The organism is Pseudomonas graminis, from assembly GCF_900111735.1.
In the GTDB taxonomy this organism is placed as follows: domain Bacteria; phylum Pseudomonadota; class Gammaproteobacteria; order Pseudomonadales; family Pseudomonadaceae; genus Aquipseudomonas; species Aquipseudomonas graminis.
Genome location: NZ_FOHW01000008.1, coordinates 100,301 through 116,462 on the forward strand (window position 1 = coordinate 100,301; position 16,162 = coordinate 116,462).

The 16,162-nt window shown below is 59.8% G+C and carries 16 protein-coding genes and 1 pseudogene; 15 read left to right on the forward strand and 2 right to left on the reverse strand.

Features of this window, described 5'->3' with window-relative positions; genetic code table 11:
* Window positions 1–216 precede the first annotated feature (216 nt).
* The 9 genes and pseudogenes from BMY98_RS08535 to BMY98_RS08575 all read left to right on the forward strand — a co-directional run bounded on the left by BMY98_RS08535 (window position 217) and on the right by BMY98_RS08575 (window position 8,219).
* Window positions 217–1,176 carry a sugar ABC transporter substrate-binding protein gene (locus BMY98_RS08535; protein ID WP_074887351.1) on the forward strand — a complete coding sequence of 320 codons (960 nt, stop codon included), beginning with the start codon at window positions 217–219 and terminating at the stop codon, window positions 1,174–1,176.
* 91 nt (window positions 1,177–1,267) lie between these two features.
* Complete coding sequence (locus tag BMY98_RS08540) at window positions 1,268–2,818, forward strand: sugar ABC transporter ATP-binding protein (RefSeq protein WP_074887353.1); 1,551 nt, start codon at window positions 1,268–1,270, stop codon at window positions 2,816–2,818.
* Window positions 2,818–3,813 carry an ABC transporter permease gene (locus BMY98_RS08545; RefSeq protein WP_074887356.1) on the forward strand — a complete coding sequence of 332 codons (996 nt, stop codon included), beginning with the start codon at window positions 2,818–2,820 and terminating at the stop codon, window positions 3,811–3,813. The genes BMY98_RS08540 and BMY98_RS08545 overlap by 1 nt, the downstream gene beginning before the upstream one ends.
* Window position 3,814: 1 nt before the next feature.
* Window positions 3,815–4,837 carry a LacI family DNA-binding transcriptional regulator gene (locus BMY98_RS08550; protein WP_074887360.1) on the forward strand — a complete coding sequence of 341 codons (1,023 nt, stop codon included), beginning with the start codon at window positions 3,815–3,817 and terminating at the stop codon, window positions 4,835–4,837.
* Between the two features lie 59 nt (window positions 4,838–4,896).
* Window positions 4,897–5,835 carry a ribokinase gene (rbsK, locus tag BMY98_RS08555; protein ID WP_074887363.1) on the forward strand — a complete coding sequence of 313 codons (939 nt, stop codon included), beginning with the start codon at window positions 4,897–4,899 and terminating at the stop codon, window positions 5,833–5,835.
* Window positions 5,832–6,236 carry a D-ribose pyranase gene (gene rbsD, locus BMY98_RS08560; protein ID WP_074887366.1) on the forward strand — a complete coding sequence of 135 codons (405 nt, stop codon included), beginning with the start codon at window positions 5,832–5,834 and terminating at the stop codon, window positions 6,234–6,236. Before rbsK ends, rbsD begins: the two co-directional genes overlap by 4 nt.
* A gap of 42 nt (window positions 6,237–6,278) precedes the next feature.
* Window positions 6,279–7,307 (forward strand): nucleoside hydrolase, encoded by a 1,029-nt coding sequence (locus tag BMY98_RS08565; protein WP_074887370.1) that lies wholly within the window; start codon window positions 6,279–6,281, stop codon window positions 7,305–7,307.
* A 62-nt stretch (window positions 7,308–7,369) separates the two neighbouring features.
* Window positions 7,370–7,674: pseudogene (locus BMY98_RS08570) on the forward strand (hypothetical protein).
* 206 nt (window positions 7,675–7,880) lie between these two features.
* A complete protein-coding gene (locus BMY98_RS08575; protein ID WP_074887374.1) occupies window positions 7,881–8,219 on the forward strand; it encodes an I78 family peptidase inhibitor in 339 nt (112 codons plus the stop codon).
* A 71-nt stretch (window positions 8,220–8,290) separates the two neighbouring features.
* Here BMY98_RS08575 and BMY98_RS08580 read toward each other — a convergent pair whose 3' ends face one another.
* Complete coding sequence (locus tag BMY98_RS08580; protein WP_065991529.1) at window positions 8,291–8,503, reverse strand: cold-shock protein; 213 nt, start codon at window positions 8,501–8,503, stop codon at window positions 8,291–8,293.
* Between the two features lie 297 nt (window positions 8,504–8,800).
* Window positions 8,801–9,115 carry a hypothetical protein gene (locus BMY98_RS08585; protein ID WP_074887376.1) on the reverse strand — a complete coding sequence of 105 codons (315 nt, stop codon included), beginning with the start codon at window positions 9,113–9,115 and terminating at the stop codon, window positions 8,801–8,803.
* A 399-nt stretch (window positions 9,116–9,514) separates the two neighbouring features.
* Between BMY98_RS08585 and thrS the strand changes: the two genes are divergently transcribed.
* From thrS to pheT, 6 genes are all read left to right on the forward strand, one after another.
* Window positions 9,515–11,437, forward strand: coding sequence for a threonine--tRNA ligase (gene thrS, locus BMY98_RS08595; RefSeq protein WP_074887381.1), 1,923 nt, complete (start codon window positions 9,515–9,517; stop codon window positions 11,435–11,437).
* Window positions 11,437–11,988, forward strand: a complete 552-nt coding sequence (infC, locus tag BMY98_RS08600) for a translation initiation factor IF-3 (protein ID WP_172613086.1) — start codon at window positions 11,437–11,439, stop codon at window positions 11,986–11,988. The genes thrS and infC overlap by 1 nt, the downstream gene beginning before the upstream one ends.
* 60 nt (window positions 11,989–12,048) lie before the next feature.
* Window positions 12,049–12,243 (forward strand): 50S ribosomal protein L35, encoded by a 195-nt coding sequence (rpmI, locus tag BMY98_RS08605; RefSeq protein WP_003442181.1) that lies wholly within the window; start codon window positions 12,049–12,051, stop codon window positions 12,241–12,243.
* A gap of 28 nt (window positions 12,244–12,271) precedes the next feature.
* Complete coding sequence (gene rplT, locus BMY98_RS08610) at window positions 12,272–12,628, forward strand: 50S ribosomal protein L20 (RefSeq protein ID WP_007905879.1); 357 nt, start codon at window positions 12,272–12,274, stop codon at window positions 12,626–12,628.
* Window positions 12,629–12,732: 104 nt separating this feature from the next.
* Window positions 12,733–13,749, forward strand: a complete 1,017-nt coding sequence (gene pheS, locus BMY98_RS08615) for a phenylalanine--tRNA ligase subunit alpha (RefSeq protein WP_065991532.1) — start codon at window positions 12,733–12,735, stop codon at window positions 13,747–13,749.
* Between the two features lie 32 nt (window positions 13,750–13,781).
* Complete coding sequence (gene pheT / locus BMY98_RS08620; protein WP_074887384.1) at window positions 13,782–16,160, forward strand: phenylalanine--tRNA ligase subunit beta; 2,379 nt, start codon at window positions 13,782–13,784, stop codon at window positions 16,158–16,160.
* The last annotated feature ends 2 nt before the right edge of the window (window positions 16,161–16,162 follow it).

The window sequence follows — 16,162 nt, forward strand, 5'->3', positions numbered from 1 at the left end:
ATCCTCCGATTCAGGGTGCAGGCCATCAGCGCTGCAAGGGCGATCGGAGCAGCAGGGCGACCCCACGCCCGTACCCTCATTGCTTGATTTGCCCAGTTGACAAAAGTCGAAACGATTCCCATAGTTTCGCTCACGCAAACGTTTGCGATTCCGTCGATTCTGCCCCTGACGCGTAAACGCTGCCGATAACAACAATCATAATATCGGAGTGATTCCATGAAGCTGCCATTCGCTGCACGCCTTCTTGCTGTTGCCATGCTCACCGCTTCCGCTGTAACCCTGCCTCTCTCATCCGCCTTTGCCGACGACGCGAAAAAGCCGACCGTCGCGCTGGTGATGAAATCCCTGGCCAATGAATTCTTCCTGACCATGGAAGACGGCGCCAAGGACTATCAAAAACTGCATTCCGCTGACTTCGACCTGATCTCCAACGGCATCAAGAACGAGTCCGACACGGCCGCGCAGATCGACATCGTCAATCAAATGATCGTCAAGAAAGTCGACGCGCTGGTCATTGCCCCTGCGGACTCCAAAGCGCTGGCGTCGGTCCTGAAGAAGGCCATGGACGCGGGCATCAAAGTCGTCAACATCGACAACCAGCTCGACGCCGACGTGCTGAAAAGCAAAGGCATGGAAGTACCTTTCGTAGGCCCGAACAACCGCAAGGGCGCCAAGCTGGTGGGCGACTACCTGGCCAAGCAACTGACTGCGGGTGATGAAGTCGGCATCATCGAAGGCGTACCGACCACCACCAACGCGCAGCAACGCACCGCTGGCTTCAAGGACGCGATGGACGCTGCGCAGATGAAGATCGTTTCCACGCAGTCGGGTAACTGGGAAATCGACAAGGGCAATGCGGTCGCATCCGCCATGCTCAACGAGTACCCGAACCTGAAAGCGCTGCTGGCCGGTAACGACAGCATGGCGCTGGGCGCTGTTTCGGCCGTGCGTGCGGCAGGCAAGGCGGGCAAGGTCCAGGTCGTCGGCTACGACAACATCAATGCCATCAAGCCGATGCTGAAGGACGGCCGCATTCTGGCCACCGCTGACCAGTTCGCAGCGCGTCAGGCTGTGTTCGGTATCGACACCGCTCTGAAAATGGTCAAGGGCGACAAGCTCGAGATCACCAACGGCGTGATCGAAACCCCGGTCGAGCTGGTGACCAAGCCGCAATAAGCCGGCCTGGAATTTCACTCAGCACCTTCCAAACCCGCAGTTTTCCAAATATGTACCGCCTGCCCGTGAGGGCAGGCGCGTGGAGATCGTTATGTCAGCGTCTGCTCAGGCCGCTGTTCTATCTGTCAGTGGTATTGGCAAAACCTACGCCCAACCCGTACTCGGTGACATCGACCTGACGCTGATGCGCGGGGAAGTGCTGGCCTTGACCGGGGAAAACGGCGCCGGCAAAAGCACCCTGTCGAAAATCATCGGCGGCCTGGTCACACCGACCACCGGACAGATGCAGTTCCAGGGGCAATCCTACCAGCCTGCCAGCCGCACCCAGGCCGAAAAGCTCGGCGTGCGCATGGTCATGCAAGAACTCAATCTGCTGCCGACGCTGTCGGTGGCGGAAAACCTGTTTCTCGATAATCTGCCCAGCCGCGCCGGTTTCATCAATCGCCGCAAGCTGCGCGAAGATGCGATCATGGCCATGGCTCAGGTCGGCCTCGAGGCCATCGACCCCGACACGCTGGTCAGCGAACTGGGCATCGGCCATCAGCAGATGGTCGAAATCGCCCGCAACCTGATCGGCGACTGCCACGTGCTGATTCTTGACGAGCCCACGGCGATGTTGACGGCGCGCGAGGTGGAAATGCTCTTCGAGCAGATCACTCGCCTGCAGGACCGTGGCGTTTCAATCATTTACATCTCCCACCGCCTGGAAGAACTGGCCCGCGTTGCGCAGCGCATCGCTGTGCTGCGAGACGGCAAGCTGGTCTGCGTCGACTTCATGGCCAATTACAACAGCGAGCAACTGGTCACGCTGATGGTCGGCCGCGAACTGGGCGAGCAGATCGATCTGGGCGAGCGCAAGATCGGCGCGGTGGCGTTGTCGGTCAAAGGCTTGAATCGCTCCGACAAGGTCCGCGACGTTTCCTTTGATGTCCGGGCCGGCGAAATCTTCGGCATTTCCGGTCTGATCGGTGCCGGGCGTACTGAGTTGCTGCGGCTGATTTACGGCGCGGACGTGGCGGACAGCGGCAGCATCGAAGTGGGCAGTCCGCTGCGCTGCGTGCAGATCAAATCGCCGGTGGACGCCGTGGGGCATGGCATCGCCTTGATCACCGAAGACCGCAAGGGCGAAGGCCTGCTGCTGTCGCAATCGATCAGCGCCAACATCGCGCTGGGCAACATGGAAGCCATTTCCAGTGCCGGCGTGGTCAACGGCAATTCGGAGATCGCTTTGGCCCAGCGCCAGGTAGGCGCCATGCGCATTCGCAGTTCCAGCCCGACTCAATTGGTGTCGGAACTCTCCGGCGGCAATCAGCAGAAGGTGGTGATCGGCCGCTGGCTGGAGCGCGATTGTCAGGTGATGTTATTCGACGAGCCCACGCGCGGCATCGATGTCGGCGCCAAGTTCGACATCTACGCGCTTCTGGGTGAACTGACCCGTCAGGGCCGGGCGCTGGTGGTGGTTTCCAGTGATCTGCGCGAGTTGATGCTGATCTGCGACCGCATCGGCGTGCTGTCTGCCGGGCGCTTGATCGACACCTTCGAGCGCGACACCTGGACCCAAGACGAACTGCTTGCCGCTGCCTTCGCGGGCTATCAAAAACGTGACGCGCTGCTGTCTGAAGCCGCGCCCAGGATCGACTGATGAAAACTTCTACTACTCCTGCCTCGCTGCCGTCTCCGGGCAAGCGCAGCGGCAACTACTTCGGCCTGGGCACTTACCTGGGGCTGGCAGGCGCCTTGCTGGCGATGATCGTGCTGTTCTCGTTGCTCAGCGATCATTTCCTCTCGTACGAAACCTTCAGCACCCTGGCCAACCAGATTCCCGACCTGATGGTGCTGGCGGTCGGCATGACGTTCATCCTGATCATCGGCGGCATCGACCTCTCAGTCGGTTCGGTGCTGGCGCTGGCGGCGTCTGCGGTCAGTGTGGCCATGCTCGGCTGGGGCTGGGGCGTGTTTCCGTCGGCGTTGCTGGGCATCGCCTGCGCAACGGCGGCCGGCACGCTGACCGGCTCGATCACCGTGGCGTGGCGCATTCCCTCGTTCATCGTCTCCCTTGGCGTGCTGGAAATGGCGCGCGGCGTGGCGTACCAGCTGACCGACTCGCGCACCGCGTACATCGGCGACTCCTTCGCGTGGCTGTCCAATCCCTTTGCGTTCGGTATTTCGCCGTCGTTCGTCATTGCGCTGATCGTCATCTTCGCCGCCCAGGCTGTGCTGACGCGCACCGTGTTCGGTCGCTACCTCATCGGCATCGGCACCAACGAGGAAGCCGTGCGCCTGGCGGGCATCAACCCCAAGCCTTACAAGATCCTCGTGTTCTCGCTGATGGGCCTGCTGGCGGGCGTTGCTGCGCTGTTCCAGATTTCACGTCTGGAAGCCGCTGACCCCAACGCCGGTTCCGGCCTGGAGCTGCAAGTCATTGCGGCGGTGGTCATCGGCGGCACCAGCCTGATGGGTGGACGCGGTTCGGTGATCAGCACCTTCTTCGGCGTACTGATCATTTCCGTACTGGCGGCAGGGCTGGCGCAGATTGGCGCGACCGAGCCAACCAAACGCATCATTACCGGCGCCGTGATCGTCGTCGCCGTGGTGCTCGATACCTACCGCAGCAATCGCGCGCGGCGGCGCGGCTGACATGGCAACCATCAAGGATGTAGCGGCGATTGCCGGGATTTCCTACACCACGGTGTCACACGTCCTTAACCGCACCCGACCGGTCAGCGAAGCAGTACGCAAGAAGGTCGAGGCCGCCATCGTGCAGCTGGACTACGTGCCCAGCGCCGTTGCACGGTCGCTGAAGGCCAAGGCCACAGCGACCATCGGCCTGTTGATTCCCAATGGCATCAACCCGTACTTCGCCGAACTGGCTCGGGGCATCGAGGATTACTGCGAGCGTAACGGCTTCTGCGTGATCCTCTGCAATTCCGATGACAATCCCGAAAAGCAGCGCAGCTACCTGCGCGTGCTCCTGGAAAAACGCGTTGACGGCCTGATCGTGTCGTCGGTGGGCGGCGGTGACAGCCTCGTCGAGGGCTTGTCCGCAGTGCGCACGCCGATGGTCATCGTCGACCGCGACCTGGACGGCGTAACGGCTGATCTGGTGCGCATCGACCATGAGCTGGGCGGGTATCTGGCGACCTCGCATCTCTTGTCCCTGGGCCACCGGCACATCGCCTGTATTTGCGGCCCGGCGCAGACCAGCGTGGCGAAGATGCGTCTGGCGGGGTATCACCGCGCCATGCAGGAAGCCTCGATCGACGTGCCGGAAGACTGGGTGGTGGAAAGCGATTTCACCGGCCCCAGTGGCTACCTCGCGGCGGTAAAGCTGCTGGAGCAGGATCCGCCAACGGCGATTTTCGCGGCCAACGACATGGTCGGCATCGGCGTGCTGCGCGCTGCTGCCGAACGTAACGTGCGGGTGCCAGCCGATCTTTCGGTGATTGGCTTCGACGACATCCAGATGAGCCAATATGTCTACCCGGCCCTGACCACCGTCGGCCAATCCATTCTGCAACTGGGCGAGCGCGCTGCCGAAGCGCTGCTGCGGCGGATCTCTTCGCGGGGCGAACCCCCTGTCGAACACCTGATCGTTGCACCGAGCATTGTGCTGCGCGAATCCACCGCGCCTCCACCCCGGGCATTCACCCAGCTTCGTTGAGCCGGGCGCTTTGCCCGGTCTAAAACAGTGTTCTGAAAGCGTTCTGAAGAGTAGACGTCATGCAAGCAAAAGTAGTGATAGTGGGCAGCCTGAACATGGACCTGGTAACGCGTGCGCCGCGTTTGCCGCGAGCCGGAGAAACCCTGGCGGGGCAGTCGTTCGTCACTGTACCGGGCGGCAAGGGCGCCAATCAGGCCGTGGCGGCGGCGCGACTGGGCGCCAGTGTCGCCATGGTCGGCTGCGTCGGCGATGACGCCTATGGCGAGCAGCTTCGCTCCGCGCTGCTGGCCGAAGGCATCGATTGTCAGGCAGTGACCCGCATTGGCGGAGAGTCCACCGGCGTCGCCTTGATCGTCGTCGATGACAGCAGCCAGAATGCAATTGTCATCGTGGCCGGCGGCAATGGCCACGTAACCGCCTCCGTGGTGGACAGCTTCGACGCCTTGCTGTCCCAGGCTGAAGTCATCATCTGCCAGCTCGAAGTGCCGCTCGACACTGTCGGCCATGTGCTCAAGCGCGGCCATGAACTGGGCAAGACCGTGATCCTCAACCCGGCGCCGGCCAGTGGCCCGCTGCCAGCTGAATGGTTCGCCTGGATTGATTACCTGATTCCCAATGAAAGCGAGGCAACCGCCTTGACCGATATTCCGGTAGACAGCACCGCCAGCGCAGACGCTGCCGCCTCGGCATTGCTCGCGGCTGGTGTGAGCAAAGTCATCGTCACGCTGGGCGAGCAGGGCGCCTTGTTTGCCAGCAAAACGCGTTCCGAGCACTTCCCGGCGCCGAAGGTCCAGCCTGTTGACACCACGGCAGCGGGCGATACCTTCGTCGGCGGTTTTGCAGCGGCTCTGGCCGACGGCAAGTCCGAATCTGAAGCCATTCGCTTCGGCCAGGTCGCAGCGGCACTGTCCGTGACCCGCTCCGGCGCGCAGCCTTCCATTCCTACGTTCGCCGAGGTTCAGGCCTCTGCTGCACCCGCACAGGGCCATCAATCATGAAAAAAACACCCTTGCTCAACATCGCCTTGTCCCGCGCCATCGCATCTCTGGGCCATGGCGACATTCTGATGATCGTCGATGCGGGCATGCCCGTGCCGGCCGGCGTCGAACTGATCGACCTGGCACTCACACACGGAGTGCCCGACTTCCTCAGCGTGCTGAACGTGGTGCTGACCGAGATGCAGGTCGAGAGTCATGTCCTGGCCGAAGAGATGCTGTCGAAACAGCCTCCAGCCCTGGCTACAGTCACGGCCTTGCATGCGTCGGGCGGGCTGGGCGAGCAGCGCCTGGTGAGTCATGACGCGCTGAAACACCTCAGCCGTGGCGCTCGGGCTATCATTCGCACCGGCGAATGCCAGCCATACACCAACATCGCGTTGGTGGCGGGCGTGGTTTTTTAACGTCGATTTTTTATTTTCAGCAGTCAGGAACAAGGAGTTCCCATGAATACAACCCGTCATCTTTTCACCGGACTGATCAGGAGTGCCGCGCTGTTGGCCATTTTATCCGCCACGTCGGTGCATGCCGCCGAGAAGCGCGACGTGATCATCGATACCGACCCGGGCGCCGACGACGTTGTCGCGTTGCTGCTGGCGCTGGCGTCACCGCAAGAACTGAATGTCATGGCAATCACCACCGTGGCGGGCAACGTGCGCATCGACAAGACCTCGCGTAACGCACGGTTGGCACGGGAGTGGGCTGGTCGCGAAGAGGTGCCGGTTTACGCCGGTGCAGGCCGCCCGCTGGTGCGCACGCCGATCTACGCCGAGAACATCCATGGCAAGGAAGGCCTTCCCGGCGTAGAAGTGCACGAGCCGAAAAAGCCATTGGCTGAAGGCAATGCCGTGCAATACCTGGTCGACACCTTACGGAAGGCGGCGCCCCACAGCATCACCATCGCCATGCTCGGCCCGCAGACCAATCTGGCGCTGGCGCTGATTCAAGCGCCGGACATCACCCAGGGGATCAAGGAAGTGGTGGTCATGGGCGGCGCCCACTTCAATGGCGGCAACATCACCCCCGTGGCCGAGTTCAATATCTACGCCGATCCCGATGCGGCGAAGGTCGTGCTGGCCAGCGGTGTGAAGCTGACCTACGTGCCGCTGGACGTCACCCACAAGATCCTCACCAGCGAAGCGCGGCTCAAGCAGATCGATGGCCTGAACAATAAGGCCGGCAAGCTGGTCAGCGACATTCTCAACGAGTACGTCAAGGCTGACATGGTCCATTACGGCCTGCCCGGCGGGCCGGTACATGATGCGAGCGTGATCGCCTGGCTGATCAAGCCGGAGCTGTTCAGCGGCAGACAGGTCAATCTGGTGATCGACAACCGTGAAGGCGTCACCCACGGCCAGACCATTGCTGACTGGTACGACACCCTCGCTCAGAACAAAAATGTGTTCTGGGTCGAAAACGGCGATGCTCAGGGCTTTTTTGACCTGCTGACCCAGCGCCTCGGTCTTTTGAAGTAAATCAGCCGTGCTGCGCCGCGCGGCATCCCGTCGCGCGGTGCAGAGTAACGAGAGCGCAAGCCGTGTCTATCGATCTTAATAATCCCGATTCCTTTACCCACGACGCGGTCCGGCAAATGATCGCGGCTGCACGGGATGGCGTGCACAACCAGCTGCGCGTCGGTCGCGACGGCCGCGCGTGGATCTCCAGCGACGCGGTGGCGGCGTGGACATCGGCGGGCTGCTGTTTCGCCTGGAAACCTGGGCTGCGGGGTCAGGGTGCGTCGGGCCGGTTGCGGCCAGCGATGCGGTCTGGGTGACGCAGATCTACAACGCCCTTCGCGATAACTGGGCCAACCCCGCCACGGACTACGTCGACGTCTATTGAGTTGCGCTCGTCCTGTGCAGCGCGTCCTGCGGGCACGGCTTTAACGTTTTGTCACGATTGATTGCGCCCGGCAGACGATGCCTGGGGCAGACTCCTGCGCTGCCTGCGACGGGGCGCGCTTGCGTGGCCTGGCCCGGGCTTGGCGAAACGAAGCCGCTCGACCGCTGTCGCAGAGGTTCAGCTTTGGAAAAACGTTAGGAGGTTGTATGCCCTGGAAATATGCATCATCGGGTCTGGTGCTCGCCGCAGCGCTGCTGGCCGGTTGCAGCAGCATGTCGCAGTCTTCGAGTCAGCCTGAGGAGGGCGTCGCCAGTTCCCCGGCCAGCTCCGTCGACGGCTACGCCCGGTGTGATGCAGCAGCGGTGCAGTTCGCCGTTGGCAAGCCGGCGTCAGCCGCATTGCTGGATCAGGCCAAGGTCAAGGCCGGCGCGCAGACGGCCAGGGTGCTCGGTCCCCATGACATGGTCACGCTGGAATACCGCTCGGATCGTCTGAACCTGAACACCGATGATTCAGGGAAGGTAAACCGTGTCAATTGCGGGTAACGTCACCGCAAGATGAAATCGCAGGCATAAAAAAACCCCGTCAGTGACGGGGTTTTTTCAGATCGCTGGGATTACTCCGCGCGAACCTGAGCAGCTTGCATGCCCTTTTGGCCTTTCTCAGCCACGAAGGAAACAGTCTGGCCTTCTTTCAAGCTTTTGAAACCGTCGGATTCAATGGCTTTGAAATGTACAAAAAGGTCGTCGCCGCCACCCTGTGGGGTGATGAAGCCGAAGCCTTTTTCATCGTTGAACCATTTTACGGTGCCGGATTGGCGATTAGACATGGTGTATCTCCAGGAACATAATTTTCAGTAGTGCTGTGTTGCTCAGGCCAACTGGGCACACGAGCGCTATCATAGTCGAATTGTGTGAATGCTGGACTTTTTCAATTAGAACTTTGCGTCAGCATCTTCGATATAACGCTCCAAATGGGCCTTTCAGGCCTGTTCTGCCCCGTTGGCGCGTTTGGCAGCGAACCTTCTCATCAGCCCTGAAACCCGCTGAATTCGCGGGCTTCAGGGTCGTGGCCGCTACCTGTTTCTTTACGCCCCGGTCGGGCGCATCAAGGAAATGTAAATTTTTTATTTTTTGCCGTTCAGGCAGTTTTTGCTGACTGCAGCCTGCAGGCGAGAGGTCATATCGGTACTGGGAGGCGTCGTTTTGTCATTCAGCGACGCGATCTCCTTATCCGAGAAATTCTGATTGATCTGCTGAGCGCCGCACTCGCAATGCGCTTTGACGGCGCTCGCGTCCATCGATGGATTGCTCTGGGCGGCTGCAGTGGTGCATTCGTTCATGTAGCTGGTCTTGGTCTTCGCATCCATCGCGGCATGAGCGCTGAGGGGCAGGGTCAGGGCCAGCGGGGCGAGGAGGGCGGCAACGCGTAGAAGCTTCATGGTGGATTCCTTTATGTCGGTTTTGTCGTTGGGCCGTCGAGGTTTCCGGCCTTGAACATGTACTACCGATAATCTGAGGCCTTCGACGCGCACCAGTTCCGTGGACCTCGCCACGTGCGGCTCGGTCGCCGTAAGGCACAAGCCACCTTCTACCGTTTAGCTGACCCCGCCGTAACCCTGTGATAGCATGCGCGCCTGCAGATTAGCTCGCATCTGGCGGGGCCCCGTTGCCCTGCTGCAAGTTCTGTCGATTTCGTAAGTTCCAGTCACTCTGGTTCGGTCTTCAGGTTGGCCTTCGGGCTCCTGCCACTGTGAGGCAGGCATACCACCGAATCGCGTACTGGCTCTATCCCACCCACGTGACCTTTGGTAGGGGTCACCACTAGGAGAGGAGGCGCCATGCCAACTATTACTCTTCCCGACGGCAGTCAACGTTCTTTCGATCACCCGGTATCCGTTGCCGAGGTCGCAGCTTCCATTGGTGCAGGCCTGGCCAAAGCCACCGTGGCCGGCAAGGTCAACGGTCAACTGGTTGATGCCAGCGACATCATCGATACCGATGCGAGCCTGCAAATCATCACCCCCAAGGATCAGGAAGGCCTGGAGATCATTCGTCACTCCTGCGCGCACCTGGTCGGCCATGCCGTCAAGCAGCTGTATCCGACTGCAAAGATGGTGATCGGCCCGGTCATCGATGATGGCTTCTATTACGACATCGCCTACGAGCGTCCTTTTACGCCGGACGACATGGCGGCGATCGAGCAGCGCATGCAGCAGCTCATCGAAAAGGATTACGACGTCATCAAGAAGGTCACGCCGCGCGCGGAAGTGATCGAGGTGTTCACGTCCCGTGGCGAAGACTACAAGCTGCGTCTGGTCGAAGACATGCCGAACGAGCAGGCCATGGGCCTGTATTACCACGAAGAATACGTCGACATGTGCCGTGGTCCGCACGTACCGAACACGCGTTTTCTCAAGTCGTTCAAGCTGACCAAGTTGTCTGGCGCCTACTGGCGCGGCGATGCCAAGAACGAGCAGCTGCAGCGCGTTTACGGCACGGCGTGGGCCGACAAGAAGCAGCTGGCTGCTTACATCCAGCGCATCGAAGAAGCCGAGAAACGCGATCACCGCAAGATCGGCAAGCGTCTGGGCCTGTTCCATACCCAGGAAGAAGCGCCGGGGATGGTCTTCTGGCACCCGAACGGCTGGACGCTCTACCAGGTTCTCGAGCAGTACATGCGTAAGACTCAGCGCGAGAACGGCTACCTGGAGATCAAGACGCCTCAGGTCGTCGACCGCTCCCTGTGGGAGAAGTCCGGCCACTGGGCCAACTACGCCGAGAACATGTTCACCACCGAGTCGGAAAACCGCGACTACGCCATCAAGCCGATGAACTGCCCGTGCCACGTACAGGTGTTCAATCAGGGTCTGAAAAGCTACCGCGAGTTGCCGCTGCGTCTGGCCGAATTCGGCGCTTGCCACCGTAACGAACCTTCGGGCGCGCTGCACGGCATCATGCGCGTGCGGGCGTTCACCCAGGACGACGCGCACATCTTCTGCACCGAAGAGCAAATGCAGGCTGAATCCGCCGCGTTCATCAAGCTGACCATGGCTGTCTACGCCGATTTCGGTTTCAAAGACATCGAAATGAAGCTGTCGACCCGTCCGGAGAAGCGCGTCGGTTCCGATGAATTATGGGATCGCGCCGAGTCCGCACTGGCTGCAGCCCTTGACAGCGCTGGTCTGCCGTACGATCTGCAACCGGGCGAGGGCGCGTTCTACGGTCCGAAGATCGAATTTTCTCTCAAGGATTGCTTGGGTCGCGTCTGGCAATGCGGTACTCTGCAGCTCGATTTCAACCTGCCGATCCGTCTGGGCGCCGAATTCGTGTCGGAAGACAACGGTCGCAAGCACCCGGTCATGTTGCACCGCGCAATCCTTGGCTCCTTCGAGCGCTTCATCGGAATCCTGATCGAGCACTACGAAGGCGCCTTCCCGGCGTGGCTTGCTCCAACTCAAGCAGTGATCATGAATATCACTGATAAACAGGCTGATTTTGCCCTTGAGGTGGAAAAAACATTGGCGCAAAGCGGATTCCGTGCCAAGTCCGACTTGAGAAATGAAAAGATCGGCTTTAAAATCCGCGAGCATACGTTGCTCAAAATTCCGTATCTCCTGGTGATTGGGGATCGGGAGGTTGAAACACAAACTGTCGCTGTGCGTACACGTGAAGGCGCAGACCTTGGCTCGATGCCGGTCGCCCAGTTCTCGGAGTTCCTTGCACAAGCGGTTTCCCGGCGTGGTCGCCAAGATTCGGAGTAATTATTATTAAGCGTGAAATGAGACAAGATAAACGAGCTGCACCGAAAGCCCCGATCAACGAGAATATCTCGGCACGTGAGGTTCGTTTAATTGGGGCTGAGGGTGAGCAGCTTGGGATTGTGTCAATTGAAGACGCGCTTCTTAAGGCTGAAGAGGCCAAGCTGGATCTGGTGGAAATTTCTGCCGATGCAGTACCCCCTGTTTGCAAACTGATGGACTACGGCAAATCGATCTTCGAAAAGAAGAAACAGGTTGCTGCCGCCAAGAAAAATCAGAAGCAGATCCAGGTTAAAGAAATCAAGTTTCGTCCAGGGACGGAGGAAGGGGATTACCAGGTAAAACTACGCAACCTGGTACGTTTCCTGAGTGACGGGGACAGGGCCAAGATTTCCTTGAGATTTCGCGGTCGTGAGATGGCCCACCAGGAGCTGGGGATGGAGCTGTTGAAGCGGGTTGAAGCTGACCTGCTCGAATACGGCTCGGTCGAACAGCATCCTAAGATGGAAGGACGCCAGCTGATCATGGTCATCGCCCCGAAAAAGAAGAAATAACCACCAGGGCACGGCAGGCCTTGCGGTTATGTTTATCAACTGAATGCGGAGTATCCGAACATGCCAAAGATGAAGACTAAAAGTGGTGCAGCTAAGCGGTTTTTGAAAACCGCGAATGGCATCAAGCACAAGCACGCTTTCAAGAGCCACATCCTGACCAAAATGTCGACAAAGCGTAAGCGTCAATTGCGTGGAAGCAGCTTGCTGCATCCGTCCGACGTGGCAAAAGTCAAGCGCATGCTGCGCCTTTGCTAATTTTGATCAAGAACAGAGGAATTAACTCATGGCTCGTGTAAAGCGTGGCGTCATTGCCCGTAAGCGTCACAAAAAAATTCTGAAACTTGCTAAAGGCTATTACGGCGCGCGTTCACGCGTATTCCGTGTTGCCAAGCAAGCGGTAATCAAGGCTGGCCAATACGCCTACCGTGACCGTCGTCAGAAAAAACGTCAGTTCCGCGCTCTGTGGATCGCTCGTATCAACGCTGGTGCGCGTATCAACGGTCTGTCCTACAGCCGTTTCATCGCTGGCCTGAAAAAAGCGTCGATCGAGATCGACCGCAAGGTTCTGGCTGATCTGGCAGTGAACGAAAAAGCGGCGTTTGCTGCGATTGTCGAGAAAGCTAAAGCCACTTTGGCCTAAGTCCCCGGCAATCACCGGACCCCGCTCGGGGTTCGGTGTTAAACGTCATAAATAGGGGAAGAGCCTTGTAAGCTCTTCCCCTATTTTGTATCTGGAGTCTGTACATGGAAAACCTGGACGCGCTGGTCTCTCAAGCACTTGAGGCCGTGCAAAGCGCCGAAGATATCAATGCCCTGGAGCAAATCCGGGTTCTGTACCTTGGCAAGAAGGGCGAATTGACTCAGGTGATGAAGACCCTGGGGAATCTGCCGGCCGATGAGCGTCCAAAAGTCGGCGCGCTGATCAACGAAGCCAAGGAGCGTGTCACAGAGGTTCTCAATGCGCGCAAGGCGTCGTTCGAGGAGGCTGATCTCGCGGCCAAGCTCGCGGCCGAATCCATTGATGTGACCCTGCCGGGCCGTGGCCAGACCACTGGCGGTCTGCATCCGGTTACCCGCACTCTGGAACGAATAGAACAGTTCTTCACCCACATCGGCTACGGCATTGCCGAAGGCCCTGAAGTCGAAGACGATTATCACAACTTCGAAGCGCTCAACATCCCAGGCCATCACCCGGCCCGGTCGATGCACGACACCTTCTATTTCAATGCGAACATGCTGCTGCGCACCCATACCTCGCCGGTTCAGGTCCGCACCATGGAATCGCAGAAGCCTCCGATCCGCATCGTCTGCCCCGGCCGTGTGTATCGCAGTGACTCCGATATCACCCATTCCCCGATGTTCCATCAGGTCGAAGGTCTGCTGGTCGACCGCGATATCAACTTCGCCGACCTGAAAGGCACCATCGAGGAATTCCTGCGCGTGTTCTTTGAAAAAGAGCTGGCAGTGCGTTTCCGTCCCTCGTATTTCCCGTTCACCGAACCTTCGGCTGAAGTCGACATGGAATGCGTGATGTGCAGCGGCAAAGGTTGCCGTGTCTGCAAGCAGACCGGCTGGCTAGAAGTCATGGGCTGCGGCATGGTGCACCCGAACGTGCTGCGCATGTCAGGCATCGATCCGGAAGAATTCCAGGGCTTCGCCTTCGGCATGGGCGTGGAGCGTCTGGCGATGCTGCGCTATGGCGTCAACGACTTGCGCCTGTTCTTCGACAACGACTTGCGGTTCCTCGCGCAATTTCGCTAGGTCGCCCGTAACGAATTCTTTAGGAGAGCAGGATGAAATTCAGTGAACAATGGCTGCGCGGCTGGGTTAGCCCGCAGGTGTCCCGCGACGAGCTGGTTGCTCGTCTGTCGATGGCCGGCCTTGAAGTAGACAGCGTCACGCCGGCAGCGGGCGTTTTCAGCGGTGTTGTGGTGGGCGAAGTGCTGAGCACCGAGCAGCACCCGGACGCTGACAAGCTGCGCGTTTGCCAGGTCAGCAACGGTGCCGAGACTTTTCAGGTTGTGTGTGGCGCGCCAAACGTGCGTCCCGGTCTGAAGATTCCGTTTGCCATGATCGGCGCCGCATTGCCGGGCGATTTCAAGATCAAGAAAGCCAAGCTGCGTGGCGTCGAGTCCAACGGCATGCTGTGCTCTCAGGCCGAGCTGCAGGTGGGCGAAGGCAACGACGGCTTGATGGAGCTGCCGGCCGACGCGCCCGTTGGCCAGGATGTACGCGTCTATCTGGAACTGGACGACGCGAGCATCGAAGTCGACCTGACGCCCAACCGTGGCGACTGCCTGTCGGTCGCGGGCCTGGCCCGTGAAGTGGGTGCGCTCTATGACGCAGTCGTGACGCGTCCGCAGGTTGCAGTGGTTCCGGCCGTGCACGATGAAGTGCGTCCCGTTGACGTGATCGCGTCTGCGGCATGCCCACGTTATCTGGGTCGCGTCATCCGCAATGTCGACCTGTCGCGCCCTACGCCGTTGTGGATGGTAGAGCGCCTGCGTCGCTCGGACGTCCGCAGCATCGACGCCGCAGTCGACATCACCAACTACGTGATGCTTGAGCTGGGTCAGCCGCTGCATGCGTTCGACCTTGCCGAAATCAATGGCGGTATCCGCGTGCGCATGGCGGAAGAGGGCGAGAAGCTTGTGCTTCTGGATGGGCAGGAAGTCAGCCTGCGCGCTGATACCCTGGTCATCGCCGACCATCAGCGTGCTTTGGCCATCGCCGGTGTCATGGGTGGCGAGCACAGCGGCGTGTCTGCAACGACCCGCGATATCTTCCTTGAGAGCGCCTTTTTCGATCAAATTGCCGTTGCCGGCAAGGCACGTTCGTATGGTCTGCACACCGACGCGTCCCATCGCTATGAGCGCGGCGTTGACTGGCAGCTGGCCCGCGAAGCCATGGAGCGTGCCACTGGCCTGCTTCTGGAGATCACGGGCGGTGAAGCCGGTCCGGTCATCGAGACCGTCAGCGATCAGCACCTGCCTTCGGTTGAGCCGATCATTCTGCGTGCCGAGCGTATCGAGCAAATGCTGGGCATGAAGATGGACGCCGCGGAAATCGAGCGCCTGCTGACCGCGCTTGGTCTGACCGTCGCGCCTCACGCCAGCGAGCAATGGCGCGTCGAAGTGCCAAGTCATCGCTTTGATATCACCCTCGAAGTCGATCTGATCGAGGAACTGGCCCGCCTTCACGGTTACAACCGTCTGCCGGTTCGTTACCCGCAGGCGCGTCTGGCCCCGCAACCGCGTGCCGAAGCTCAGAGTGATCTGCCGGCCTTGCGTCGTCTGCTGGTCGCGCGTGGTTATCAGGAAGCAATTACTTACAGCTTCATCGATCAGAAATGGTTCGAGCTGTTCAGCCCGGGTGTTGAGCCGCTGCTGCTGGCCAATCCGATCTCGGCTGATATGTCGGCGATGCGTTCGTCCCTATGGCCGGGTCTGGTGAAGTCGCTGCAGCACAACCTCAATCGCCAGCAGGATCGCGTGCGCTTGTTCGAGAGCGGGCTGCGTTTCGTCGGCCAACTGGAAGGTCTGAAGCAAGAACCGATGCTGGCCGGTGTGATCTGCGGCAGCCGTCTGCCGGAAGGCTGGGCGCAGGGCCGCGATGTCGTCGACTTCTTCGACGTCAAGGCTGACGTCGAAGCAGTGCTGGGCTTCGCCGGTGCGCAGGATGATTTCCGTTTCGTACCCGGAAGCCATCCCGCATTGCACCCGGGCCAGACCGCGCGTATTGAGCGCGATGGCCGTGAAGTCGGCTACATCGGCGCGCTGCACCCGGAACTGTCGAAGACCCTGGGCCTTGATCGTCCGGTGTTCGTTTTCGAACTGGTTCTGGCTGAAGTTGCGACAGGCCGTCTGCCGAAATTCCACGAGCTTTCACGCTTCCCGGAAGTGCGTCGCGACCTGGCGCTGCTGGCCGATCGTGATGTTTGCGCGACCGCCGTGCTGGACGTTATTCGTGAGAATGCAGGGGAATGGCTCACAGACCTCAGGCTGTTTGATGTTTACCAGGGTAAAGGCATTGATCCGCTTAGAAAAAGCCTTGCAGTCGGCTTGACCTGGCAACATCCATCGCGCACTCTTACCGACGATGAGGTAAACGCTTCGACGCAGCAAATTCTCACCTCGCTAGAGGCAAGGTTAAACGCCACGTTAAGGATGTAGCG

Bases quoted from the DNA above. Each gene is read 5' to 3' on its own strand.
- BMY98_RS08535 (WP_074887351.1), top strand. From the start codon at position 217: ATGAAGCTGCCATTCGCTGCACGCCTTCTTGCTGTTGCCATGCTCACC.
- BMY98_RS08540 (WP_074887353.1), top strand. From the start codon at position 1,268: ATGTCAGCGTCTGCTCAGGCCGCTGTTCTATCTGTCAGTGGTATTGGC.
- BMY98_RS08545 (WP_074887356.1), top strand. From the start codon at position 2,818: ATGAAAACTTCTACTACTCCTGCCTCGCTGCCGTCTCCGGGCAAGCGC.
- BMY98_RS08550 (WP_074887360.1), top strand. From the start codon at position 3,815: ATGGCAACCATCAAGGATGTAGCGGCGATTGCCGGGATTTCCTACACC.
- rbsK (WP_074887363.1), top strand. From the start codon at position 4,897: ATGCAAGCAAAAGTAGTGATAGTGGGCAGCCTGAACATGGACCTGGTA.
- rbsD (WP_074887366.1), top strand. From the start codon at position 5,832: ATGAAAAAAACACCCTTGCTCAACATCGCCTTGTCCCGCGCCATCGCA.
- BMY98_RS08565 (WP_074887370.1), top strand. From the start codon at position 6,279: ATGAATACAACCCGTCATCTTTTCACCGGACTGATCAGGAGTGCCGCG.
- BMY98_RS08575 (WP_074887374.1), top strand. From the start codon at position 7,881: ATGCCCTGGAAATATGCATCATCGGGTCTGGTGCTCGCCGCAGCGCTG.
- BMY98_RS08580 (WP_065991529.1), bottom strand. From the start codon at position 8,503: ATGTCTAATCGCCAATCCGGCACCGTAAAATGGTTCAACGATGAAAAA.
- BMY98_RS08585 (WP_074887376.1), bottom strand. From the start codon at position 9,115: ATGAAGCTTCTACGCGTTGCCGCCCTCCTCGCCCCGCTGGCCCTGACC.
- thrS (WP_074887381.1), top strand. From the start codon at position 9,515: ATGCCAACTATTACTCTTCCCGACGGCAGTCAACGTTCTTTCGATCAC.
- rpmI (WP_003442181.1), top strand. From the start codon at position 12,049: ATGCCAAAGATGAAGACTAAAAGTGGTGCAGCTAAGCGGTTTTTGAAA.
- rplT (WP_007905879.1), top strand. From the start codon at position 12,272: ATGGCTCGTGTAAAGCGTGGCGTCATTGCCCGTAAGCGTCACAAAAAA.
- pheS (WP_065991532.1), top strand. From the start codon at position 12,733: ATGGAAAACCTGGACGCGCTGGTCTCTCAAGCACTTGAGGCCGTGCAA.
- pheT (WP_074887384.1), top strand. From the start codon at position 13,782: ATGAAATTCAGTGAACAATGGCTGCGCGGCTGGGTTAGCCCGCAGGTG.